The organism is Actinomadura parmotrematis (assembly GCF_019458805.1).
In the GTDB taxonomy this organism is placed as follows: domain Bacteria; phylum Actinomycetota; class Actinomycetes; order Streptosporangiales; family Streptosporangiaceae; genus Spirillospora; species Spirillospora parmotrematis.
Window position 1 is genome coordinate 1 of sequence record NZ_JAIBOA010000036.1, and the last position, 22,790, is coordinate 22,790.

The 22,790-nt window shown below is 73.7% G+C and carries 17 protein-coding genes and 1 other RNA gene; 9 read left to right on the top strand and 9 right to left on the bottom strand.

The features are described 5' to 3' along the window. Positions 1–1,521 (top strand): copper resistance CopC/CopD family protein (locus tag K1Y72_RS34660; RefSeq protein ID WP_220170777.1); only part of this gene is annotated, 1,521 nt, incomplete at its 5' end. A 96-nt stretch (positions 1,522–1,617) separates the two neighbouring features. Here the strand turns inward: K1Y72_RS34660 and K1Y72_RS34665 are convergent. The 3 genes from K1Y72_RS34665 to K1Y72_RS34675 all read right to left on the bottom strand — a co-directional run bounded on the left by K1Y72_RS34665 (position 1,618) and on the right by K1Y72_RS34675 (position 4,373). Next, positions 1,618–2,865 (bottom strand): GNAT family N-acetyltransferase, encoded by a 1,248-nt coding sequence (locus K1Y72_RS34665; RefSeq protein ID WP_220170778.1) that lies wholly within the window; start codon positions 2,863–2,865, stop codon positions 1,618–1,620. Positions 2,866–2,950: 85 nt separating this feature from the next. Continuing rightward, positions 2,951–3,532: a hypothetical protein gene (locus tag K1Y72_RS34670; protein ID WP_220170779.1), complete on the bottom strand. Its 582-nt coding sequence runs from the start codon at positions 3,530–3,532 to the stop codon at positions 2,951–2,953. Between the two features lie 64 nt (positions 3,533–3,596). Further along, complete coding sequence (locus K1Y72_RS34675; protein WP_220170780.1) at positions 3,597–4,373, bottom strand: C40 family peptidase; 777 nt, start codon at positions 4,371–4,373, stop codon at positions 3,597–3,599. Between the two features lie 330 nt (positions 4,374–4,703). Here K1Y72_RS34675 and K1Y72_RS37500 point away from each other — a divergent pair, with 330 nt between their 5' ends. Next, positions 4,704–6,326, top strand: a complete 1,623-nt coding sequence (locus K1Y72_RS37500) for a serine/threonine-protein kinase (RefSeq protein ID WP_220170781.1) — start codon at positions 4,704–4,706, stop codon at positions 6,324–6,326. Between the two features lie 186 nt (positions 6,327–6,512). Further along, positions 6,513–11,357 (top strand): NAD-glutamate dehydrogenase, encoded by a 4,845-nt coding sequence (locus tag K1Y72_RS34685; protein ID WP_220170782.1) that lies wholly within the window; start codon positions 6,513–6,515, stop codon positions 11,355–11,357. 25 nt (positions 11,358–11,382) lie between these two features. Here the strand turns inward: K1Y72_RS34685 and K1Y72_RS34690 are convergent, their stop codons facing one another. From K1Y72_RS34690 to prfB, 3 genes are all read right to left on the bottom strand, one after another. Beyond that, positions 11,383–12,240: a DUF8094 domain-containing protein gene (locus K1Y72_RS34690; protein ID WP_220170783.1), complete on the bottom strand. Its 858-nt coding sequence runs from the start codon at positions 12,238–12,240 to the stop codon at positions 11,383–11,385. A 140-nt stretch (positions 12,241–12,380) separates the two neighbouring features. Then, positions 12,381–13,340, bottom strand: coding sequence for a DUF8094 domain-containing protein (locus K1Y72_RS34695; protein WP_220170784.1), 960 nt, complete (start codon positions 13,338–13,340; stop codon positions 12,381–12,383). Between the two features lie 132 nt (positions 13,341–13,472). Next, the gene (prfB, locus tag K1Y72_RS34700; protein ID WP_220170785.1) at positions 13,473–14,591 is read right to left on the bottom strand and encodes a peptide chain release factor 2; all 1,119 of its coding nucleotides are present in this window, start codon (positions 14,589–14,591) and stop codon (positions 13,473–13,475) included. A gap of 185 nt (positions 14,592–14,776) precedes the next feature. Between prfB and K1Y72_RS34705 the strand changes: the two genes are divergently transcribed. Then, positions 14,777–15,838: a DUF8094 domain-containing protein gene (locus K1Y72_RS34705; protein WP_220170786.1), complete on the top strand. Its 1,062-nt coding sequence runs from the start codon at positions 14,777–14,779 to the stop codon at positions 15,836–15,838. A gap of 39 nt (positions 15,839–15,877) precedes the next feature. Here K1Y72_RS34705 and K1Y72_RS34710 read toward each other — a convergent pair whose 3' ends face one another. Beyond that, positions 15,878–16,063: a hypothetical protein gene (locus tag K1Y72_RS34710; RefSeq protein WP_220170787.1), complete on the bottom strand. Its 186-nt coding sequence runs from the start codon at positions 16,061–16,063 to the stop codon at positions 15,878–15,880. A 576-nt stretch (positions 16,064–16,639) separates the two neighbouring features. Here K1Y72_RS34710 and ftsE point away from each other — a divergent pair. The 5 genes from ftsE to ssrA all read left to right on the top strand — a co-directional run bounded on the left by ftsE (position 16,640) and on the right by ssrA (position 21,681). Further along, positions 16,640–17,329 carry a cell division ATP-binding protein FtsE gene (gene ftsE, locus K1Y72_RS34715; RefSeq protein ID WP_220170788.1) on the top strand — a complete coding sequence of 230 codons (690 nt, stop codon included), beginning with the start codon at positions 16,640–16,642 and terminating at the stop codon, positions 17,327–17,329. Positions 17,330–17,516: 187 nt separating this feature from the next. Further along, entirely contained in the window at positions 17,517–18,422 is a 906-nt protein-coding gene (gene ftsX, locus K1Y72_RS34720) for a permease-like cell division protein FtsX (RefSeq protein ID WP_220170789.1), read from the top strand. Between the two features lie 143 nt (positions 18,423–18,565). Next, the gene (smpB, locus tag K1Y72_RS34725; RefSeq protein ID WP_220170790.1) at positions 18,566–19,039 is read left to right on the top strand and encodes an SsrA-binding protein SmpB; all 474 of its coding nucleotides are present in this window, start codon (positions 18,566–18,568) and stop codon (positions 19,037–19,039) included. A gap of 3 nt (positions 19,040–19,042) precedes the next feature. Beyond that, a complete protein-coding gene (locus K1Y72_RS34730; protein WP_258574533.1) occupies positions 19,043–21,004 on the top strand; it encodes a penicillin-binding transpeptidase domain-containing protein in 1,962 nt (653 codons plus the stop codon). A gap of 305 nt (positions 21,005–21,309) precedes the next feature. Next, positions 21,310–21,681: a transfer-messenger RNA gene (ssrA, locus tag K1Y72_RS34735) on the top strand. Between the two features lie 266 nt (positions 21,682–21,947). Here ssrA and K1Y72_RS34740 read toward each other — a convergent pair. Both K1Y72_RS34740 and K1Y72_RS34745 read right to left on the bottom strand, forming a co-directional pair. Further along, on the bottom strand, positions 21,948–22,295 hold the full coding sequence (locus K1Y72_RS34740; protein WP_220170791.1) for a hypothetical protein: 348 nt from the start codon (positions 22,293–22,295) through the stop codon (positions 21,948–21,950). Continuing rightward, positions 22,292–22,756: a hypothetical protein gene (locus K1Y72_RS34745; protein WP_220170792.1), complete on the bottom strand. Its 465-nt coding sequence runs from the start codon at positions 22,754–22,756 to the stop codon at positions 22,292–22,294. Before K1Y72_RS34745 ends, K1Y72_RS34740 begins: the two co-directional genes overlap by 4 nt. Positions 22,757–22,790: the final 34 nt, after the last annotated feature.

Sequence of the window (22,790 nt, forward strand, 5' to 3'; positions counted from 1 at the left end):
GCGGCGGCCGTCGCGGTCGCCGTCCTCGCGCTGCTGCTCGCGCTCGCCCGCCCGGCCGGCGCGCACGCGCTGCTGGTGTCGAGCGACCCCGCCTACGGCGCGGCGCTCGCGTCCGCGCCCGCCCGGGTAACGCTGCGGTTCAGCGAGGCGGTCCACCTGTCGCGCGACTCGGTGACCGTCCGGGACGCCGCCGGGACGCTCGTCTCGCAGGGCGCCGCCGCGCACGCCGGGCGCGACGACACCGCGGCCGTCGCGCTGCGCGGCGGGCTGCCGCACGGCACCTACATCGTGACGTGGCGGCTGGTGTCGGCCGACACCCACCCGGTCGGCGGGTCGCTGGAGTTCGGCATCGGCGGCCCGCCCGACCCGGGCGCCGCGCCCGCGCCGCCGGAACCGTCCGCTCTGCTCACCTACGCCGCCGGCCTCGCGCACGCCGCCGCGCTCCTGGGGTTCGCGCTGTTCGCGGGCCTCGTCCTGTTCGGCTGGCTGGTCTGGCCCGACGCCCTCGTGCGGCGCGCGCCCCGGCAGCTCCTCACGATCGGCGGCTGGCTGCTCGCGGTCGCGACGGTCGCGCAGCTGCTCCTCCAGGGGCCGAGGACAGGGGAGTCCCTGGCGGGCACGCTCGGCTACCGCTACGGGCAGGCCGCCGTTGCGCGACTGGTCCTGCTCGCGGTCGCAGGGTGGGCGCTGCGCGCGCGCACGCCGTCACGTGCGCGGCGGGTGCTGGCGGGCGGAGCCGTCACCGGGGCGTTGTTCAGTGAGGCGCTGCTCGGTCATGCGGCGGCGGGCGGTGACGCGCCCTTCGCCGTATTCGCGGTGACGTTGCACCTGGCGGCGATGTGCCTCTGGACGGGCGGCCTCACCGTTCTCGTCCTGCTGGTGCTGGCGCGGCCCCGTCCGGACGCGCCGCTGCTGCTGCGGCGCTGGTCGCGCGCGGCGGCCTGGGCGGTCGGTGTGCTGGCCGTCACGGGCGCCTACCAGGCGTGGCGCGAGGTCGGCGCGTTCCCCGCCCTCGGCGGCACGCCCTACGGGCGGCTGCTCCTGGTCAAGCTCGGGCTGTTCGCGGCCGCGCTCGCCGCCGCCGGCGTCGCGCGCCGCCGCTTGGGCGCGCGGACGGCGCTGCGGCGCGCGGCGGCCGTCGAGCTCACCGCCCACCTGGCCGTCCTCGCCGTCACCGCGACCCTGACGGGGAGCAGGCCCGCCCGCACCGACTACGGGCCGCCCTTCCGGACGACCGCCGCCGCCGGGGAGACCCGCGTCCGCGTCGAGGTCGCCGCCACCCGCACCGGGCCGCAGCAGATCACCGTGTCCGCGCCGGGCCTCGCCGCCGTCACCGGCGGCCTCGCGCTGCCCGGCGAGCACCTCGGCCCCTTCGACGTGCGGTTCCGGCCCGACGGGCCGGGCCGCTTCACCAGCCAGGGCGCCGCCGCGCCCCGCCCCGGCACCTGGCGCCTCCGCCTGTCCCTGACCACCGGCGACCCTCTCGTCCACGTCCTCACCGTCCCCTACCGCGTCCACTGACCGGGGGGTCACCGAACGTCGAGTTGCGGCGTGTTGACCCTTGGGAGCGCTCCCGCAGGTCAACACGCCGCAACTCGACGGCGGGTGACCGGGAGGTCAGGGGCGGCGGGCGCGGCGGACGGCGCGCTCGCCGGCGGGGATCGCGAGGGGGAGGACGTTGCCGGCCGGGGGCAGCGGGCAGGCGACGTGGCGCGAGAACGCGCACGGCGGCAGGAAGGCGCGGTTGAAGTCGGCGACCGTGCGGCCCGCGGCATCGGGCGCGGGCAGGTCCAGGAAGCGGAAGCGCGGCCCGGCGTCGTCGCCGAAGACCGCGCGCAGCGCGCCGTCCTCGGCGGTGACCTTCAGGACGTGCGGGCCGCCCGGCAGCTCGACGGTCGCCTCGCCGGCGAGCGGCAGCTCGCGGCGCCCGCCGCCGGCGACGTCCACCGTCTCGGGCGTGACCGCCCGGTAGGGCCGGTAGGACGCCGCGCGCGTCCACGCCGGCGAGTACGGGAACGCGGCGATGCCGTCGAAGGCGAGCCGGGCGGGCGAGAACCCCTCGTAGGTGCGGACGGCGGGCGTCCCGTCCAGGACGAGCACGGCGAGCGGCCGCCCCTCGCCCGCCGCCAGGCTGCCCGTCCCGGCGGGCAGGTCGACGGAGCCCCCGACGGGGACGCCGTCCAGGGCGATCCCGTCGGCGGGGACCGCCTTCAGCCGGACGCCTCCCTCGATCGGCGCCCACAGCCCGGGGACACCGGGCAGCGGCCCCTCGCCATGGACGAGGTGCGTCCCGGTCAGCGCGAGCGGGCCGCGCGGCGCGCGCGCGTACCGCAACCGATCGTAGCGCCAGCGTCGCCACGCCTGCTCGGCCGGGGACGGGGCGGCGCCGGAGAGCTGCTTCTCGAACGGGAGCGGGCCGACGGTGAGGGGGTCGGCGTCCACGTCGAACATCGGCGTGTAGCCGGTCGCCAGGTACAGGCCGCGGGCCTCGGGCTGGCGCGGGCCGGTGGTCAGGTGGATCCGCTCGTAGCCGAGGCGCGCGGCGGCGCCCTCCAGCTCGCGCATGACGCGGCGGGCGAGGCCGCGCCGCCGCAGGGCGGGGTCGGCCCAGACCCGCTTCACCTCGGCGGTGACGGCGTCGTAGCGGCGGATCGCGCCGCCCGCGACCGTCCGGCCGCCCTCGGTCAGCACCACGAGGGCGCCGCCGGGCGCGGCGAACTCCGCGGCGGGGTAGCGGTCCATCTCGCGCGCGGCGCCCGGTCCGTAGCGGCCGGTGTACTCGCGCACCAGGTCGGCCAGCAGGGGTTCGACGAGCGGGTCGTCCAGCGCGACCCAGTGCGCCTCCAGCGGCACGGTCCACCTCACCGATAGCAGACTTTGTCTACCGGAATAGTATAGTTCATGGTCGCGGGGCGGGGCCGGGACCGCCGAGGACGTCTCCGCGCAGGGCTCAGCGGTCCTTGTACTTCAGGACGTCGGCGCGCCGGTAGAAGCGCCGCACCCGGCCGCCGCCGAGCGGCTCCTCCAGGGCGGGCTCGGGCCAGCCCGCGGGCGGCCGCTTCACGTAGACGGTGACGCTGCTCTGCGCCAGCCCGAGGATGCGCGCCGCCTCGGCCAGCGTGACGAGGTCGTCCGGCGCCTCCTCGGGCGCCGGCAGCGCCTCGTACCAGGTGAGCCACGCGACCTCGTCCCAGTACAGGGCCCGGCCGTGGCGGCGGGCGGGCTCGGGGTGGCCGTTGGACGCGCGGTCGGCCCACAGGGCCTTCAGGCGGTGCCGCCCCACCCCGTGCCGGGCGGCGAGGTCGTCGCGGGACGCCAGCCCCGGCGGGACGTCCGCCGCGCCGCGCCCGGCATGCCATCCGTCCCATTCCGCGGCGTCCCACACGAGCTGCGACCCGACCGTTCCGGCCGCTTCCGGATGGCCGTTCGCGGCGCGCTCGCGGTACCACTTCTCCAGCGTGCTGCGGCCGAGCCCGTGCGCCTCCATCAGCTCGGCGCGGGTGTAGACGCGGCGGCCGTCCAGCGTGGTCATGGGCTCATTGTGACCCATCGGGACCGCGCCGCGCGGGCGCGGCCCCGATATCGCCGGAGCCCTGTCAGAACAGGCTGGTCGGAATGGCGGGCAATTTCTTCCATCCCGGCCGCACCGCACCGGCGAAATTCGTCCGGTAATGGCCGCGGAGTTTCTCGACCGTCACGGTGCGGCCGGGCCGCGGCGAGTGCACGAACCGGTCGCCGCCGAGGAACATCCCGACGTGCGCGAGCCGGTTGAAGAAGATCAGGTCGCCGGGGCGCAGCTGGGTGCGCGCGACGTGCGTGCGCACCCCGGCGAACTGGTCGGTCGTCACCCGGGGGATGGCCACCCCCGCGTTCCGCCACGCCTGCTGGACGAGACCCGAGCAGTCGTAGCCGGAGGCCCCTGTGCCGCCCCACACGTAGGGGCGGCCCCGCTGCTGGAGCGCGAACCTCACCGCCTTCTCGGCCTTGGCCTCCCAGGACGAGACCAGCTTGGCCCGCTGCTCGCGCACGGCCTGCTGCAGCTCGGCGAGCATCCGGGCGTTCAGGCCCGCGCGCGTCCCGCGGGTGTGCAGCGTCCGGTGCGTCCCCCGCCCCTGCCGCACGGCCCGCGCGCGTCCTTCCTTGTTCTTGGCGGCCCTGCCCTTGAGCGCCTTGCCCCTGACGGCGCGGGCCTTGCGCGGGGCCTCCCTGCCGTCGGGGGAGGCGCGGCGCGCCTGCGGGACGCCCGGCGCGAGCCGGCCGTGCACCTGCTCCGAACGGATGTGCGCCTCCTCGGCGTGGGCCCCGGCCGCGCCCGGTCCGAGGACCAGGGTGACCGAGGCCGCTCCGCAGGCGGCCTTGAAGGGGATGTGCACGATCGCCGTACCTCCTTGTCAAGATCATCCGAGCGGATGTCTACCCGGCGCGCGCGGGCGGCATTCCTGCCATTCCCGCTAAACGCCCGTGTGACCTGCACAAATGTGGGACCATGTCGGAAGAGTGGCGGCTTGGGGGAGGGGCGGCCCGGTAGGGTGAAGCGGACTTGTTACACCCGAACGGCGGCCCGCGGCGGCATCGCGACGTAAGGTCTCCTGACCGGGTCAACTTCCGCGGACCCTGGGGCGTCTCACATCGGCGGTCCGCGCTTCGGCGGCCCGCGGCGGGCCCGCACGGGTCCGGGTGACAGGAAAGGGGCGGTTGCGCGCATGGAGGTTGGGACGCTGCGGCCCGGCGACCCGGAGACCCTCGGCCCCTACACCCTCATCGGCCGCATCGGCGAGGGCGGGCAGGGCAGCGTCCTGCTCGCCGAGGACGAGGCCGGCCGGCAGGTCGCCGTCAAGCTGCTGCACCCCGAGCTCACCGCCGACGACAAGGCCCGCTCGCGGTTCCTGCGCGAGCTGGAGGTCGCCAAGCGGGTCGCGCCGTTCTGCACCGCCCAGGTCATCGACGCCGACGTGGACGGCGACCGCCCCTACATCGTCAGCGAGTACGTGCGCGGCCCGTCGCTGAACCAGCTCGTGACGGCCGAGGGCCCGCTCGCCGGCGCCGCCCTGGAGCGGCTCGCCGTCGGCACCGCCACCGCGCTCGCCGCCATCCACCAGGGCGGCATCATCCACCGCGACTTCAAGCCGCACAACGTGCTGATCGGCCCGGACGGCCCGCGCGTCATCGACTTCGGCGTGGCCCGCGCCGTCAGCGGCGACACCACGCTCACCAGCAAGGTCATCGGCACCCCGTCCTACATGGCGCCCGAGCAGATCCAGGGCGAGCCGTCCGGGCCGCCCGCCGACGTCTTCTGCTGGGCCGCCACGCTGGTGTTCGCCGCGACCGGCGAGCCGCCCTACGGCCAGGACACCATCCCCGCCGTCATCAACCGCATCCTGCACGAGGAGCCCGATCTCGGCGGCATGACCGGGCCGCTTCGCGACCTGGTCGCCGACTGCCTGGAGAAGGACCCGGCGGTCCGCCCGAAGGCCCGCACCCTGCTGATGCGGCTGCTCGGCCACGAGGACACCACCGGCGGCCAGCGCGTGTACGCCGCGCCCGCCGCCGCCCCGGCCGAGACCGCCATCGACGGGCGCGCCGCCGCGGCGTCCCTGCACGGCGACGACGCGACGGCGATGCTGGCGGCGGGCAGCGAGCTCGCCGCCGACCTCGGCGACGAGGAGCTGCGCGCCGCCGAGTCCCGCGCCGTCCGCAGCCTCGACCTCGACGAGCCGTCCACCACCGGCACCGTCGCCGTCGCTCCCGCCGGTGGCGCGGCCGCCGAGCCGCCGTCCCCGCGCGAGTGGGCCGCCGAGAACACCCTGCCGCCCGACGCGACGGCCGCCCCGGCCGCCGCGCGGCGCGCCGGTCTCGCCGGGCTCGCGGCCCGCCCCGCCGCGCTCGCCGGCGCCGCCGCGCTGATCGTCGTGGCGGTGATCGCCTCCACGGTGCTGGCGCTCACCAGCGCGTCCGGCGACAAGCCGACCAAGCAGGTCAGCGACCCCCGGCAGAGCCTCCCGGCGGGCAGCCGCGCGCCCGAGGCGCAGGTCACCCACCGCCGCAGCCAGGTCCCCGGCACCGACCCGACCGCCTCGGCCTTCCCGACCGAGGGGACCGCCTCGCCGACCGCGTCCCCGTCGGCGAGCGCCACGCCCACCCCGACGGCGGCGCCGACCACGCGCCGCCCGACGCAGGGCCCGACCCAGGCGCCGCCGACGAGCGCGCCGCCGGTCAGCCCGCCGCCGAGCACGCCCGACACGCCCCCCACCACCGAGCCGGCCGACCCCGGCGGCGGCACCGGCGCGGGCACGGACGGCACCACCGCCCAGGACGCCGGCCACTGACGGGCCATTCCTGAAACTGGCCCGGACTAGTCCCCCCGTTTCGGCGGAACCCGCCGGGTAGGGGCTGACAGGCTGGGGCCGTGGCCACCCGCCGACCCCACCGGTCGGCTTTGTCATGTTTCGTGGCTACGCTGACGCAGTGAGCGGCGCCACAACGAGGTGGCGGAAGTTCTCTAGGGAGTGTTGATGGGCGGCAAGCTCGACCAGGCCAAGGACGACATGCTCCGGCGGGCGGCGGAGACCTGCGCGCAGCGGCCGGGGGCGCGGGGGGACGTCGCGGAGGCCGTCGCCTTCCTGCGCCTCTACTACCGGCACGTCGCCCCCGAGGACCTGCTGGCCCGCGACCCGGGCGACATCTGCGGCCCGGCGATGGCGCAGCGGCTGCTCGGCGAGGAGCGGCCGCAGGGCCGCGCCAAGGTGCGGGTGTTCACCCCCACCCTGGAGGAGCACGGCTGGGATCCCGGGCACACCGTCGTGCAGGTGGTCACCGACGACATGCCGTTCCTGGTCGACTCGGTGACGATGGAGCTGACCCGCCACCAGCTCACCACCCATCTGATCGTGCACCCGCTGCTCGGCGTGGACCGCGACGTCGCGGGCCACCTGCGCGGCTTCCGCGGCAAGCTGGACAGCGACACCGACCTGGACGAGTCGTGGATCCACATCGAGGTGGACCGCACCACCGACCGGGCCCGGCTGGACGAGCTGGAGGACGACCTGCGCCGCGTCCTGTCGGACGTGCGGGTCGCCGAGGAGGACGCGGCGAAGATGCGCGCGCGGGCCGGCGAGGTCGCCCGCGAGATCGGCGCGAACCCGCCGCCGCTGCCCGAGGCCGAGCGCGCCGAGGGCGTCGAGCTGCTGGACTGGCTCGCCGACGGGCACTTCATCTTCCTCGGCTACCGCGACTACACCCTCGTCGAGGACGGCACCGTCCTGCGCCCCGAGCCCGGCACCGGCCTCGGCATCCTGCGCAACGACAAGAGCGAGTCCGACAGCTTCGCGGCGCTGCCGCCCGAGGTGCGGGCCCGCGCCACCGACAGGCACCTGCTGATCCTCACCAAGGCCAACTCGCGGTCCACGGTGCACCGGCCGATCTACCTCGACTACATCGGCGTGAAGAAGTTCGACGCCGACGGCAACGTCACCGGCGAGCGCCGCTTCCTCGGCCTGTTCACGCACGTCGCCTATAGCGAGTCGATCGCGCACGTCCCGGTCCTGAAGCGCAAGCTCGCCGAGGTGCTGGACAGCGCCGGGTTCACCGCCGACTCCTACGACGGCCAGGACCTGGTGGAGATCCTGGAGAGCTACCCGCGCGACGAGCTGTTCCAGATCCCCGTCGCCGACCTGCTGCCGATCGCGCTCGGCGTGCTGCGCCTCCGCGAGCGCCGGCAGCTCAAGCTGTTCCTGCGCAAGGACCTGTACGGCCGGTTCATGTCGTGCATGGTGTACCTGCCGCGCGACCGCTACACCACGCAGATACGGCTGCGCATCCAGGAGATACTGCGCCGCGCGTTCGACGGCGTCAGCGTCGACTACAGCGCCAACGTCACCGAGTCGGTCCTCGCCCGCCTGCACGTGGTGGTGCGGGTCGAGCGCGGCCACGCGCTGCCCGACGTGGACGCCGACGAGCTGGAGGCGCGCCTCGCCGCCGCCACCCGCTCGTGGGCCGACGACCTCGCCGACGCCATCACCGACCAGTGCGGCGAGGAGGCGTCCGGGACGCTCGCCCGCCGCTACGGCGACGCGTTCCCCGAGGGCTACAAGGCCGACTTCCCGGCCCGCACCGCCGTCGCCGACCTGCGCCGCCTGGACGACCTCAGCGCGGACGCCGACACCTCCATCAGCCTGTACGAGCCGTTCGGCGCCGCGCCCGGCGAGCGCCGCCTGAAGATCTACCGGCTGGGCGAGCCGATCTCGCTGTCGCGGGTGCTGCCGCTGCTGCAGAACATGGGCGTCGAGGTCATCGACGAGCGCCCCTACGAGGTGATGCCGGCCGACCGGCCGCGCGCGTGGGTGTACGACCTCGGCCTCCGCTACGACCCGCCGCGGGACGTGTCCGAGGACGCCGCCAAGGCGCTGTTCCAGGACGCCTTCATCGCGCTCTGGCGCGGCGACATCGAGAACGACGGCTTCAACGCGCTCGTCCTGCACGTCGGCCTGGACTGGCGGCAGACGATGGTGCTGCGCGCCTACGCCCTGTACCTGCGGCAGACCGGCACCTCGTTCTCCAAGCGCTACATCGAGCAGGTGCTGCTCCGCAACGCCGGCATCACCCGGCTGCTCGTCCGGCTCTGGGAGTCACGGCTGGACCCGGGCATGGCGGGCGGCGAGGGCGAGCGCAGCGAGGCGATCGCCGAGGAGCTGCGCGGCCGCCTGGAGGAGGTCGCGAGCCTCGACGAGGACCGCATCCTGCGCGCCTACCTGGCGATGATCCAGGCGACCCTGCGCACCAACCACTACCAGCGCAAGCGCTACCTGTCGCTGAAGTTCGACCCCGAGGGCATCCCCGACCTGCCGCTGCCCCGCCCCAAGTACGAGATCTTCGTGTACTCGCCGGCGGTCGAGGGCGTGCACCTGCGGTTCGGGTCGGTCGCGCGCGGCGGCCTGCGCTGGTCGGACCGGCGCGAGGACTTCCGCACCGAGATCCTCGGCCTGGCCAAGGCGCAGGCGGTGAAGAACACCGTGATCGTCCCGGCCGGCGCCAAGGGCGGCTTCGTCGGCAAGCAGCTGCCCGACCCCGCCGCCGACCGCGAGGCGTTCATGAACGCCGGCATCGCCTGCTACAAGGACTTCATCTCCGGCCTCCTCGACGTCACCGACAACCTGGTGGACGGCAAGGTCGTCCCGCCCGAGGACGTGGTCCGCCACGACGGCGACGACACCTACCTGGTCGTCGCCGCCGACAAGGGCACCGCGACGTTCTCCGACATCGCCAACGGCGTCGCCCGCGAGTACGGGTTCTGGCTCGGCGACGCGTTCGCCTCCGGCGGCTCGGTCGGCTACGACCACAAGGCGATGGGCATCACCGCCCGCGGCGCCTGGGAGTCGGTGAAGTACCACTTCCGGTCGCTCGGCACCGACATCCAGAACGAGGACTTCACCGTCGTCGGCGTCGGCGACATGTCCGGCGACGTGTTCGGCAACGGGATGCTGCTGAGCGAGCACATCAAGCTCGTCGCCGCCTTCGACCACCGGCACGTGTTCATCGACCCCGACCCCGACCCGGCGGCGTCGTTCGAGGAGCGCAAGCGCCTGTTCGCGCTCCCGCGCAGCTCGTGGGCCGACTACGACGCCGCGCTGATCTCGCGCGGCGGCGGCGTGTTCCCGCGCACCGCCAAGTCGGTGAAGCTGACGCCGGAGATCCGCGCCGCGCTCGGCATCGCCGGCGACGTGCACGCCCTCACCCCGTTCGAGCTGATCCGCGCCGCGCTGACGGCGCCCGTCGACCTGCTGTGGAACGGCGGCATCGGCACCTACGTCAAGGCCGGGAGCGAGAACAACGCCGACGTCGGCGACAAGGCCAACGACCCGGTGCGGGTGGACGGCGCCGAGCTGCGCTGCCGCGTCGTCGGCGAGGGCGGCAACCTCGGCCTCACCCAGCTCGGCCGGATCGAGTACGCCCGCGGCGGCGGCCTCGTCAACACCGACTTCATCGACAACTCGGCGGGCGTGGACACCTCCGACCACGAGGTGAACATCAAGATCCTGCTGGACCAGGCGGTGCGCGACGGCGAGCTCACCGGCAAGCAGCGCGACCAGCTCCTCTACTCGATGACCGACGAGGTCGGCGACCTGGTGCTGCGCGACAACTACGCGCAGAACGTGGTGCTCGCGGCGGCCCGCGCGCAGGCCCCGGCGATGCTGCACGTGCACACCCGGATGCTGCGGCGGCTGGAGCGCGACGGGCGGCTGAAGCGCCGGCTGGAGTTCCTGCCCGACGACAAGGCGCTCGCCGAGCGCCGGCAGGCCGGCCTCGGCCTCACCGGCCCGGAGTTCTCGGTGCTGCTCGCCTACGCCAAGCTCGCCCTGGACGGCGACATCATCGCCTCCGACCTGCCCGACGACCCCTACCTGGCGTCCTGGCTCGTCGGGTACTTCCCGACGCCGCTGCGCGAGCGCTACGTCGACCACATGACGCTGCACCCGCTGCGCCGCGAGATCATCACCACCGCGGTGGTGAACGACGTGGTGAACTCCTCCGGCAGCACGTTCGTGTTCCGGCTGAACGAGGAGACCGGCGCGTCGTCGTCCGACATCGCCCGCGCCTACCTCGTCGCCCGCGAGGTGCTGGACATGCCGCGCCTCTGGGCGGCGATCGAGGGCCTGTCGCACCAGGTGGAGGAGTCCACGCAGGTCGCGATGCTGCTGGAGGGCCGCAAGCTGACCGAGCGCGGCGCCCGCTGGCTGCTGCACAACCGGCGGCCCCCGTTCGACATCTGCGACAGCATCGCGTTCTTCGGCGAGGGCGCGCTGCGGCTCAGCGGGCAGCTCCCGAAGCTGCTGTCGGGCCTGGACCTGGCGGCGTTCGAGGCGCGCCGCGACCAGTTCGCCGAGCTCGGCGTCCCCGACGAGCTCGCCGAGCAGGTCGCGATGCTGGTCAACGCCTACTCCACCTTCGACCTGGTCAACGTCGCGCACGACACGGGCCGCCCGGTGGAGGAGGTCGCCGAGGTCTACTTCGACCTCGCCGACAAGCTCCAGCTCAGCCGGCTGCGCGAGCGGATCATCGCGCTGCCCCGCGACGACCGCTGGAAGTCGATGGCCCGCAGCGCCCTCCGCGACGACCTGTACGCCGCGCACGCCGCGCTCGCCCGCGACGTCATCGTGACGAGCGAGCCGGGCGTGGACCCCGAGCAGCGGCTCGCCCGCTGGACCGAGAAGAACGGCCCGGCGGTGCGGCGGGCGGCGCAGACGCTGTCGGAGATCTGGGAGAGCGACAGCTTCGACCTCGCCACCCTGTCGGTCGCCCTCGGCTCCATCCGCACGCTGGTGACCGCCAGCGCCCTGCCGAGCGTCAAGACCGAGGCGTAGCCGTCCCGGCGGCCGGGGCCGCGCCTCAGTACGCGTCGGTGAGGGCGACCGACTCGTCGAGGACGCGGCTCCGGCCCTCCAGGGGCGCGGTGCCGAGGACGAGCCACTGCCGGCTCGTGCGGACCTTGCCGTCCGGGGACGCGCCGCGCTCGTCGAGGCGGGCGCGGACGTCGGCGGGCAGGTCGCCGCGGTCGCCGCCGGTGAGGGTCTGCTGCTGGGTGAGCCCGTACCAGACGAGCGCGCCGCCGTCCTTGGTGCGGAGGGCGTAGCTGGCGCCGGGGCCGGGGGAGAAGCGGCCGGGTTCGGCCTTCCAGCCGCCGACCTTCGCGGCGCGGGCCCTGGCGGACGCGGCGTCGGGGACGAGGGCGGACTGGTCGCCGCTCGCCAGGTAGTCGGCGTGCGCCGTGGGCAGCGCCCGGTCGTCGGCGGCGACGGCGTAGCCCTGCGCGTCGAAGGACGGCTCGGGCAGGCGGCCGGCGGTCTCGATCCAGTGCGCGGCCCGCCAGGCGTCCCCGGCCTTGTCCTGGACGAACACCGCGAGCGCCTGCTTCTTCCCGGCGGGCGCGGCGGCGGCGAACCAGCGCGGGTAGCCGGCGAGGCGGGGCACGTAGAACACCGGGTCGCGCAGCTCGACGTCCCCGGACGGCCCGCCGCCCGCGCGGACGGCCGCGGCGAGCGCCCCGGTGACGGCGTCGCGCCGGGAGTTCCCGCCGCCGTTGTACGCCTTCGCCCAGGCCGTGACGGTGCGCAGCGACGCGTCCGCGCCGATCGCGGGCGAGGCGGCGGCGCCGAGCGGCGCGCCCTGCGTGCTCTCGCCGCCGGAGCAGCCGGCGAGCGCGAGGGCGAGCGCGCAGGCGGAGGCCGCCCCGACGAATCCCCGCATATCCCCACTCCGGCGGACGTGTTCCGATGGCTGACGCGCCAGTGTACGGGCAGGTGACCGACGGGTGCGGGGCGGTCCCACCGCAGCGGTCAAGAAGAAGCGGGACCGCCCCGGCACCCGGCGGAGTCTGGACGGGGCGGCTAGGAGCCGCCCGCGGAGACGGCCTTGCGGTACATGCCGGACACCGGCGCGGCGCCCTTGCGGGGCACGGTCGCCAGGTAGGAGACGAGCACGGTGCTGGTCATCCGCGTCCGGACCCGGCGCGGCGGGACGAGCCCGACCAGATCCCCCGACACCGACAGTCTCCCCGCGTGAGCGGACGAGTACTCCTCGTTCTGCCGGATCGTGTACCAGACGACCGCGCCGCCGCCGCGCGTGCGCAGCGCGTAGGCCGGGACGGGGGCGGGCGCGAACGTCGAGGCCAGCGTGATGCCCTTGGCCGCGAGCGCGGCCTGCCCCGCGCGCAGCGCCCGGTACGCCTCGGTGGTCTTCGGACCGGCCGCGAGACCCTGCGCGGCCGGGGCCTTCGGCCCCTTCGACAGCAGCGCGGCGTGCGCGGCGGCCAGTTTCCCGGGCGCGAGGGGAAGGCCGGTGTTGCCGGCGGGCACGGCGGTGGCGAGGCCGTCGGCGTCGAGCGCGACCGCCGCCAGCGGGTCGTCGGCGGGGTAGGGGTCGGCGGTGGCGAGCCACGGCGCGCCCGCCCGCGCCTGCGTGAACAGCAGCGCGTGCCGGAGCAGGTCCTTGCCCGAGCCCGACATCGCGTCCACCGCGAACCAGCGCGGGTAGCCGGCGGCGCGCGGGATGAGGAACGCGGTGTCGGTGAACTTCAGCGGCGTCGTCTTGCGGCCGACCGCCTTGCGCAGCTTGATGGAGGCGCCGTCCATGGCCAGCAGCGGCGCGGTCTCGACGGCGGGCAGGCCCGCCGCGTCCAGGCTCCGGCCGGCGTGGTCGGCCGCGGCGGCGTACCGCGCCAGCACCCGCTCGGCCTCGGGACGCGCGAGCGCGGCCGGCGCCGCCGACGCGGCGTCGTCCGAGCACCCGGCGGCGAGCCCCGACGCGAGCAGCGCCGACGCGAGCAGGACGGTGGAGCGTGCGGTCATGGACGGCCCCTGGGGGATGAGGCGGACGAAAACCCGCGGAAGCGGGTCGCCGACATCATCGCAGGGTCATCGAGTGATCACGGAGCGAATCCGAAATGAGAGGTCCGCCCCGTCTCGCCCCGCCCGCCGCCGCTAGGAGGCCGTCCCCGACTCCTGCTGGCGGAGCCAGCGGATCTCGGCCTCGATGAACTCGTCCAGGTCGCCGTCCAGGACCGACGTCGGGTTGCCCGCCTCCACGCCGGTGCGCAGGTCCTTGACGATCTGGTAGGGGTGCAGCACGTAGTTGCGGATCTGGGTGCCCCACGAGCTGGTGCCCTCGCCGCGCAGGGCGGACATCTTCTCCGCCTCCTCCTGGCGCTTGCGCTCCAGCAGCTTGGCCTGCAGCACGTTCATCGCCGACGCCTTGTTCTGCAGCTGGCTCCGCTCGTTCTGGCAGGACACCACGATGCCGGTCGGCAGGTGGGTGAGCCGGACCGCCGAGTCGGTGGTGTTCACGCCCTGGCCGCCGGGGCCCGAGGACCGGTAGACGTCCACCCGCAGGTCGCTCTCGTCGATGTCGACGTGGTCGCTCTGCTCCACGACCGGGACGACGTCCAGGCCGGCGAACGAGGTCTGCCGGCGCGCCTGGCTGTCGAAGGGGGAGATGCGGACGAGGCGGTGCGTGCCGTGCTCGCCGCGCAGCGTCCCGTAGGCGTAGGGCGCCTTGACGGCGAAGGTGGTCGACTTGATGCCGGCCTCTTCGGCGTAGGAGGTCTCGTAGACCTCCGTCGGGTAGTTGTGGCGCTCGGCCCAGCGCAGGTACATGCGCTGGAGCTGCTCGGCCCAGTCGGCCGCGTCCACGCCGCCGGCCTGCGCGTTGATGGTGACGAGGGCCTCGCGGGCGTCGTACTCGCCCGACATGAGGGTGCGGACCTCCAGCTGCTGGACCGCCTTGTGCAGCGACTCCAGCTCGCCGTCGGCCTCGGCGCGGGTGTCGGCGTCGTCCATCTCGTCGGCCATCTCGTACAGCGTGACGACGTCCTCCAGCCGCTGCCGGAGGCCCTCGACGCGGCCGAGCTCGGCCTCCAGGTAGGACAGGCGGCGCGTCACCGACTGGGCGCGCTCCTGGTCCGACCACAGGTCCGGGTCGGCGGACTGCTCGCGCAGCTCGGCGATGTCCCGGCGCATCGCGTCCAGGTCGAGGACCTGCTCGATGCCCTCCAGGGTCGAGCCGAGCTCCCTGAGCTGTTCCTTCGTGTCGATTCCTGCCACGTGCCGAGCCTATCGCCGCCGCAGGGGTGCCCGAGCGGCCGGAGGGCCCGCACCGGTGGCAGAATCGCGTGCCGTGGAGATCGGTCCATGCCGGTCGGCGGGGACAAATAGAGTGTCCGCACGGATCCCCGCGGGGATCCGTCGATCGGTGAGTCGGTAGTCGGTGTTTGGAGCCGGGGGCGGGCGTGCGGAAGACCTCTGTGGCGGTGGCGGCGCTGCTGCTCGCCGTGCCCGCCGCGCTGGCCGGCTGCGGCGGCGGCGGCAAGGCCCGGGTGAGCCCGGTGGCGATGCCGAGCGTGCCGGCGCCGACGCCCGAGCCGCTCACGCCGCAGGCGGCGACGCAGGCATTCCAGTCCTACATCGTCAACGACGACGTGGCGCGCGCCGCGGGCGACGAGCGCCTCGCGCTGTCGTGGGTGTCGGACGGGCAGTTCGCGCTCACCGCGAGCGAGTACCGCAAGGCCGCCTTCGACGGGCGCCAGGTCGCGCGCTACACCTACGGCCGGCCGCGCCTCTACGTCCCGAAGATCGAGGAGAAGACCTACCCGCAGTGGTTCGTCGCCGACGTGCGGCGCGGCGTCGCCGGCGCGTCCGGCAAGGACGCGGGCGGCCGGCAGACGCTGATGGGGTTCGTCCGCAAGTCCGCCGCCGACGGCTGGACGCTGAGCTCCACCACCGCGCTCGCGCCGAAGGCGCACATGCCGAAGGTGCTCGTCGACGCCGACGGGTACGCCACGTCGCTGTCGCCGACCGACGCGTCGCTGCTCATCAAGCCGCGCTCGCTGCCGGGCATCCAGGCGACGATCGCGTCCGAGGGGCCCGACAGCGTCGCCACCGGCGTGATGAGGACCGGCGCCTTCACCACCGGCCTCTACAGCCAGACGCGCCGCGAGGTGCGCAAGGCCAGGAACCTGAACCGGCAGACCGTCGTCGTCGCGACCGGGTTCCCGCTGTTCGCGCTGCGCGCCGAGCACGGGGCGGCGCTGGTGCTCTACGCGCTGTCGCGCAACACGACGCTGACGCCGAAGAGCGGCGACCGCGACTCCAAGCCGCCGATCCCGGCCGAGGTCGCGTTCCTGCTGGACGGCACCGTCGACGGCAACGAGATCGACATGTACGAGACGCTCCAGATGGCCGCCTACGACCCGGGCCGGGCCAAGAAGGGCGCGACGCAGGCGAAGGCCGACGTCCTCGGCCAGGTCGGCGGGTACATCAAGGCGAGCACGCCGCCGCTCAAGTCGCCCTGACCCGCCGTCCCCCGGGACGGCGTTTTCCGGGCGGCGGGCTCAGCCGGCGACGCGCTGCAGCAGCAGCGCCGCGAAGAGCAGCGCGACGAGGCCCGCCAGCACCAGCATCGGCGGGATCGCCGGGCCGCCGGCGTGCATGCGGTCGCGGGCGTTCCGGCAGGTCGGGCAGTGGCCCTCCCGCACCGGGTGGGCGCAGTGAGCGCAGATCAGATGGTCGCAGCTCATGCCGACCGCCCCTCTCGACGGGCTCTCCTCGGGTGGTTCCTGTCACTGAGAACTTTAAGCTCCGTTTCGCGGCAATCGGCATGGACGGGCGGTAAAGTCCTGCCAGACCACCGGGTCCCGGGCGGGGCCGGCGGGCGGGCCGCGCGGCGGCCGCGTGGTCGAGGCAGGATCCCCCCGCCCCTACACTGCTCGGGACGTGTCGGGCCATCCGGCCGGCGCGTCCGGGAGCCCCGAAGGCGTCCCCCGCCGCAGGCGCGGACCGGCGCCGGCCGGGTCTCCCGAACCCCTGACGACGGCTGTCCGGGCCGGTCACGACCCGATCGGCGCAGCCCATGGCCGCCTGCGGAGGTGAGGTAACGGTCGGAGGGGCGGCGGTATGATGCCGCCCCAAGGCAGGTCTTCGGGCGGTGGGCGGACGGCCCGCCGGCGCCCGCGGTCCGCACCCCGGCCAACGCTCGGCAGGAGCCCACGGGACCGCGGCCCGCCGCCGCGACCTCCGGGGCGACCCCCCTGGGCCGCTCCGGGGGAAGACAAGGACTCTCCGCAAGAAGGTGCTGAAACCGCCGTGATGCAGCCGTGATCCACTTCGACAACGTCACCAAGTCCTACAAGACCCAGAACCGGCCGGCCCTCCAGCACGTGAACGTCGCCATCGAGAAGGGCGAGTTCCTGTTCCTGGTGGGCCCCTCCGGCTCCGGCAAGTCGACCTTCCTGCGCCTGATCCTGAAGGAGGAGCGCCCCTCCCAGGGCCACGTCCACGTGGCGGGCAAGGACCTCAGCCGCATCAGCAACTGGAAGGTCCCGCACCTGCGGCGCCGCATCGGCTGCGTCTTCCAGGACTTCCGGCTGCTGCCGAACAAGAACGTCTTCGAGAACGTCGCGTTCGCGCTCGAAGTGATCGGCAAGCCGCGGCGCTTCATCCACAAGGTGGTGCCCGAGGTCATCGACCTGGTCGGGCTGGAGGGCAAGGGCAACCGGATGCCCGACGAGCTGTCGGGCGGCGAGCAGCAGCGCGTCGCGATCGCCCGCGCCTTCGTCAACCGCCCCATGATCCTGCTCGCCGACGAGCCGACCGGGAACATCGACCCGGCCACCTCGATCGGCATCATGAAGGTGCTGGACCGCATCAACCGGACCGGCACCACCGTCGTCATGGCCACCCACGACGCCGCGATCGTCGACGCCTTCCGCAAGCGCGTCGTCGAGCTGGAGGACGGCCGCGTCGTCCGCGACCAGTCCCGCGGCGTGTACGGCCAGGCGTACTGACCGAGGACGGCCGCGGCGGCCCCCGCCGCCGCACCGCCCGAACCGCACGCGCGGTCCGCCCCGCCGCAGGCTGATGAACCGGCGGGCCGGGACGGCGCGTACGGCCATCCGACCAGAACAGTCCGATGACCTAGCCTGCACCGGACTTCCGCTCCCTCGGGGCACAGGCGATCAAGGACAGCGAGGCATGCGCGTACAGTTCGTTCTCCAGGAGATCTGGATCGGTCTCCGCCGGAACCTCACGATGACGGTCTCCCTCATCATCACCGTCGCCATCGCCATGGCGCTGGTCGGCACCGGCCTGCTCATCAGGGGGCAGGTGAACGCCTCCAAGAGCTACTGGTACGACAAGATCGAGGTCTCGGTCTTCCTGTGCGCCAAATCCAGCTCCAACCCCTCCTGCAACAAGCAGGAGGCGACGCAGGCGGACAAGGACGCGCTGAAGAAGCAGCTCGGCGGCATGTCCCAGGTCGCCGCCGTCACCTACGAGACCAAGGACCAGGCGTACGCCCGCTTCAAGGACCGCTTCTCCAGCTCCCCGGCGTTCGTCAACAGCGTGCGCTCCGGCGACATCCCCGACTCCTTCCGGATCCGGCTGAAGGACCCCCAGCAGTACAAGCCGGTGGTGCAGGCCCTGCTCGGCCAGAAGGGCGTCGACCAGGTCATCAACGAGCAGGAGATCCTGAAGAAGTTCTTCAACATCCTGAACGGCCTGCAGAACGCGGCCTGGATCGTCGCGGTCTTCCAGCTCGCCGCGGCGGTGCTGCTCGTCGGCAACACCGTCCGGCTGTCGGCGTTCAACCGGCGGCGGGAGACCGGCATCATGCGGCTGGTCGGCGCGTCCAACACCTACATCCAGATGCCGTTCATCCTGGAGGGAGCGGTCGCCGGACTGATCGGCGGCCTGGTCGCCGCCGTCCTGCTGGTGATGAGCAAATCCCTGCTCATCGACAAGCTGGCGGGGGACCTGCAGTTCGCCAGCCAGCTCGGCTGGGGGACGGTGCTCGCCGTCATCGTGCTGTCGGTCTGCTTCGGCGTGCTGCTCTGCGCGATCGCCTCCTTCCTGACGCTGCGGCGCTACCTGCGGGTCTAGGCCGGATACCCGCGCGACGGCGGGGCGCGGTGATCGTAGGATCTCCTACCTATGGGAAAGGGTTCGGATGGGCCGGGCGGCGCCCCAGCGGCACCGCGCGGCCCGTTCGCCATGCTGCCGGACAAGGACCGAGGCTGATCTCGTTGTCGCGTGAGACAGGGCGCAAGCTGATCGCCCAGAACAAGCGTGCCCGCTACGACTATGAAATCCCCGACACCTGGGAGGCCGGCATGGTGCTGACCGGCACCGAGGTGAAGGCCCTGCGGGCCGGCCGCGCCACCCTCACCGACGGCTACGCCCACGTCATGGACGGCGAGGTGTGGCTGGAGGGGGTGCACATCCCCGAGTACACCCAGGGGACGTGGACCAACCACGCGCCGCGCCGCCGCCGCAAGCTGCTGCTGAACCGGCGCGAGATCAACAAGATCGTCGCGGGGGTGTCGGAGCCGGGCTGGACGCTCGTCCCGCTGGCGCTGTACTTCAAGGACGGCAAGGCCAAGGTCGAGATCGGCCTCGCCCGTGGTAAGAAGTCCTACGACAAGCGTCAGGCGATCGCCAAGCGCGAGGCCGACCGGGAGATGCGCAAGGCGGCCGCGGCCCGGCTGAGGAGACGGTGAAGCATGCCGATGAACAGCCGTAGGCAGCGGCGCAGGGCCGTCTCGGCGGCCGTCGTCGGGACGCTGGTCGCGGGGCTCACGTCCGGCTGCTTCGCCGAGCCGTCGGCGATGCCGACCGTCCGCGACTTCCTCATCGCCTGGCAGGTCGGCAACTTCGAGGCCGCCGCCAAGCTCACCACCGGCGCCGACCGCGCCGCCGTCCGCGACACCCTCGGGCAGGTCGGCTCGCAGCTGGACGCGGCGTCGCTGAAGCTCGCGCTCGGCGTCCCCACCACCGACGGGCGGGACGGCCCCGACGCGATCCGCAAGCAGGGCGACGAGGCCGACGCCCGCTTCTCCGTCAAGATCGACCTGGGCGAGAACGGGCAGCCGTGGACCTACACGAGCCTGCTGCACCTGAAGCGCGTCGGCCGCGACTGGCGGGTCGTGTGGAACCCCTCGGTCGTCAACCTCAGCCTGAAGCAGGGGCAGCGCCTCGCCGTCCTCACCGAGGTGCCGAAGCGCGCCGACATCCTCGACAACGCCGGCAAGAGCCTGCAGAACAAGGTGCTCGCCGACGTCGTCGGCGTCTACCCCGGCCAGCTGAAGAGCCCGCAGAAGACGCTGGAGGGGCTCGCCAGGGCCGTCCGCCAGGAGCAGGGCGCCAGCCTCGACGTGGAGCGCCTCCTCGGCCGCGTCCGGTCGGCGCCCCCGCAGAACCTCCTGCCGCTGCTCACCCTCCAGCGCGCCGGCAACAAGTCGCTCGTCCAGCGGCTGCGGCAGGTGAGCGGCCTGCGGGTCGTCGCCCAGCAGCTGCCGATCGCGCCGAAGGCCGCGCCCGAGCTCGTCGGCAGCCTCGGCCCCGCCACCGACACCACCCTCCAGCAGGTCGGCGCCCCCTACCAGCCGGGGGACACCATCGGCGTCAACGGGCTGCAGCTCGCCATGCAGCGGCGCCTCGCGGGGACGCCGACCGTCAGCGTCGTCGTGCAGAACCCCTCCGGCGGGGACACGCAGGTCCTGAAGACCTGGCAGGGCGTCGCGGCGCAGCCGGTCAACACCACCCTCGGCAGCGTCTACCAGGCCCGCGCCCAGGCCGCCCTGGACGGGCTGACGGCGCCCGCGTCCATCGTCGCGCTGAAGCCGAGCACCGGGCAGGTGCTCGCCGTCGCCAACCACGGCACCAACGGCGCCGACCTGGCGCTGGAGGGCCGGTACGCGCCGGGCCTCACCTTCGGGCTCGTCTCGGCGCAGCCGTCCCTGCTGGCCGGCACGACCGTCAACACCAAGATCAACTGCCCGGCGACGGCGCCCGCCGGCGACCAGACCGTCGACGCCGCCTCGCCGGGGGAGACCACCCTGCTGAAGCTCTTCTCCAACGGCTGCTCCACCGGCCTCGCCGACCTCGGCAAGCGGACCGACACCGCGGCGCTGATGAAGGCGGTCGCCGACGTCGGCATCGGCAAGTCCTGGGAGCTGCCGGTCGGCGCCTTCACCGGCACCGTCCCGGCCCCCGCCGACGACAACGCCAAGGCCGCCGTCGCGGCGGGCGTCGGCGGCGTCCGGATGAGCCCGCTCGCCATGGCGGCGATCGCCGGCGCCGTGCAGAGCGGCACCTGGCGGCCGCCGACCCTGCTGGCGCCGCCGCAGGCCGCGGCGGGCCCGGCCCCCGTCGTCCTGAACTCCGGCGTCACCTCGGCCGTGCAGCAGCTCGCCCGCCGCTCGGTCAAGGACAGCGCCACCGCCGCCAACGTCAAGGGCGCGGGCTCGGTCTCGGGCATCGCGACGACCGTCGACTACAAGGACGGCGCGACGGCCAGGAAGGTCTCCTGGTTCGTCGGCTTCCGCGGCGACGTGGCCTTCGCCATCGCCGTCGAGGGCAAGGCCGACACCGCCGAGCTCGCCGCGCGCTTCCTCAAGGGCGCCCCCACCGTCCCGACCACCCCGCAGCGGACCGCCCCCACCACCCCCCAGCAGCCCCGCTGAGGCCCTTGGCCAGGTCTTTACCCGATGATCGTCAACCCGCCGGGACGCCCCCGGCGTCTTCCCGGATGACTGGGAACCGCTCGGGGGTTGCGGACTCAGTCGCCGTGATGAGACCAGAGCCTCGTCTCGGGGGAGGCTCTGCCGTCCGGACCGGCCCGACCCTGCCGGTCGGCCCCGGTGGCCGCGCCACGCGGCCACCGGGGCGTCACTCCCCCCACCCGGGAATCACGTTGGCGCCGCGCGCGTTGTGCCCTGTAGAGTCGGAACGCGGACGCTCCCACAGGTCCGCTTTGACAACTCAACATGGGGGTGACCGGCTTCGACTTCGGTAGGTCGAGCCAGGGGAAGCGGGTCGAGGGTGGTCGTCATGACCTCGTAAATCCTGTGACGGCGATCAATATCTGCCAACAAGAAGCAGAACGAGTTCGCCCTCGCCGCCTAGGCGAGGAGCGAACTCTGTCAGCCCGGGAGCGTCTCCGACCCGGGGTCTGGCATCGTAAGGAGACTCCACCTGCAAGCCCGGTCGCGGGACCTGTAGGGAAACCGAACAGCGACTGAGCCCGTCGGCGACACGCCTGCGTGAGCGCCGGGACTGAGAAAACGACTAGCAGGCTGCACCCGGAGAAGCCCTGACTCATCACCGAAGGACGCGGGTTCGATTCCCGCCACCTCCACTCATGCGATACGCGTGCCCGCAGACTCCGTCTGCGGGCCGCTTTCGTTCCGGCATGTCCCCCGGGGGACGACCCCCGGACCCCCGGGTGCTCGCGCGCCAGCGCGCCCTGCGCCGCCCCCGGGCTAAGCCTCAAGCTCACGCTGACGCGCCCTGCGCCATCCCGGGCCGAGCCTCAAACCCGCGCTGGCGCGCCCTGCGCGGGCTGGGCTCAAACACCGCGCGCTAGCGCGGCGTGTGCGGGCTGGGCTTTCAAGGCTCGCGGGCGGATCAGTCGGTCGCTTTGGGGTGGCCGGGGCCGGCGTGGACGATCCACAGGGTCTTGGCCGCGTCGTCAATGGCGTACCAGAGGCGGCCGGCACCGGTGATCTCGTACTGCCAGAGTTCGCAGACGACTCCCTCGACGCTCTTCTCGGCCAGCCGCCCCTTGAGTCGGTGCTGGCGCGAGGGATTCGCGCCACTGCGCGGATCCTCGGTCAGGGCGATCCACGCGCGGCGGAGGTTGCCACCCGCTTGGCGAGCCAGCTCGTGCCATCCGTCCGCTGCCTGCCTGTCGACAGCCCTCACCCGCCATGCCGACGGCGGAGGCAGGTGTTCGCCGCGCTTCCCCTTGGTCACTCACCGGAGTCTGGCATGGACAGGGCGACAGCGTCGGCGGTGTCGTCGGATCGCGTGAGGCGGGCGGCGGTCGCAGGGTCGCTCCACGCCTCGGCGGTGTGCTGCCAGGCGACGAGGCTGCGCGCGAACGGCATGAAGAGGCCGGTGTGCGCGCCGGCCAGGAGCTCGCCGAGGAGGTCGCGCACGCACTGCTCTCGATCGTCGGCGGGCAGCCAGCGCAGCCAGGGGAGTTCCTCGGCGAAGACCTCCTCGGCGAGCCCCCGGTCCGCCTTGGCGACCAGCGCGAGGGAGCGTGCGGCCAACCGCAAACTCCCGGCCATGGCCCGGTAGCGCTCGTCCCGCATGAGCACCAGGTTCTCGGCGTCCCGACGTTCCAGAACGACGTCCGAGTCCGCGAGCGCGGGGAACACGCTGGTCTGCTCGCGGATCAGCGTGCTGAAGGGGATGGACGTGGTGCTCATATCCCGAGTGTACCCCGGTTTACTGAACTAGTTC

Coding starts and splice junctions, on each gene's coding strand:
- K1Y72_RS34670 (WP_220170779.1), bottom strand. CDS start 3,532: ATGACCACGCTGGACGGCCGCCGCGTCTACACCCGCGCCGAGCTGATG.
- K1Y72_RS37500 (WP_220170781.1), top strand. CDS start 4,704: ATGGAGGTTGGGACGCTGCGGCCCGGCGACCCGGAGACCCTCGGCCCC.
- K1Y72_RS34685 (WP_220170782.1), top strand. CDS start 6,513: ATGGGCGGCAAGCTCGACCAGGCCAAGGACGACATGCTCCGGCGGGCG.
- K1Y72_RS34690 (WP_220170783.1), bottom strand. CDS start 12,240: ATGCGGGGATTCGTCGGGGCGGCCTCCGCCTGCGCGCTCGCCCTCGCG.
- K1Y72_RS34695 (WP_220170784.1), bottom strand. CDS start 13,340: ATGACCGCACGCTCCACCGTCCTGCTCGCGTCGGCGCTGCTCGCGTCG.
- K1Y72_RS34710 (WP_220170787.1), bottom strand. CDS start 16,063: ATGAGCTGCGACCATCTGATCTGCGCTCACTGCGCCCACCCGGTGCGG.
- ftsX (WP_220170789.1), top strand. CDS start 17,517: ATGCGCGTACAGTTCGTTCTCCAGGAGATCTGGATCGGTCTCCGCCGG.
- K1Y72_RS34730 (WP_258574533.1), top strand. CDS start 19,043: ATGCCGATGAACAGCCGTAGGCAGCGGCGCAGGGCCGTCTCGGCGGCC.
- K1Y72_RS34745 (WP_220170792.1), bottom strand. CDS start 22,756: ATGAGCACCACGTCCATCCCCTTCAGCACGCTGATCCGCGAGCAGACC.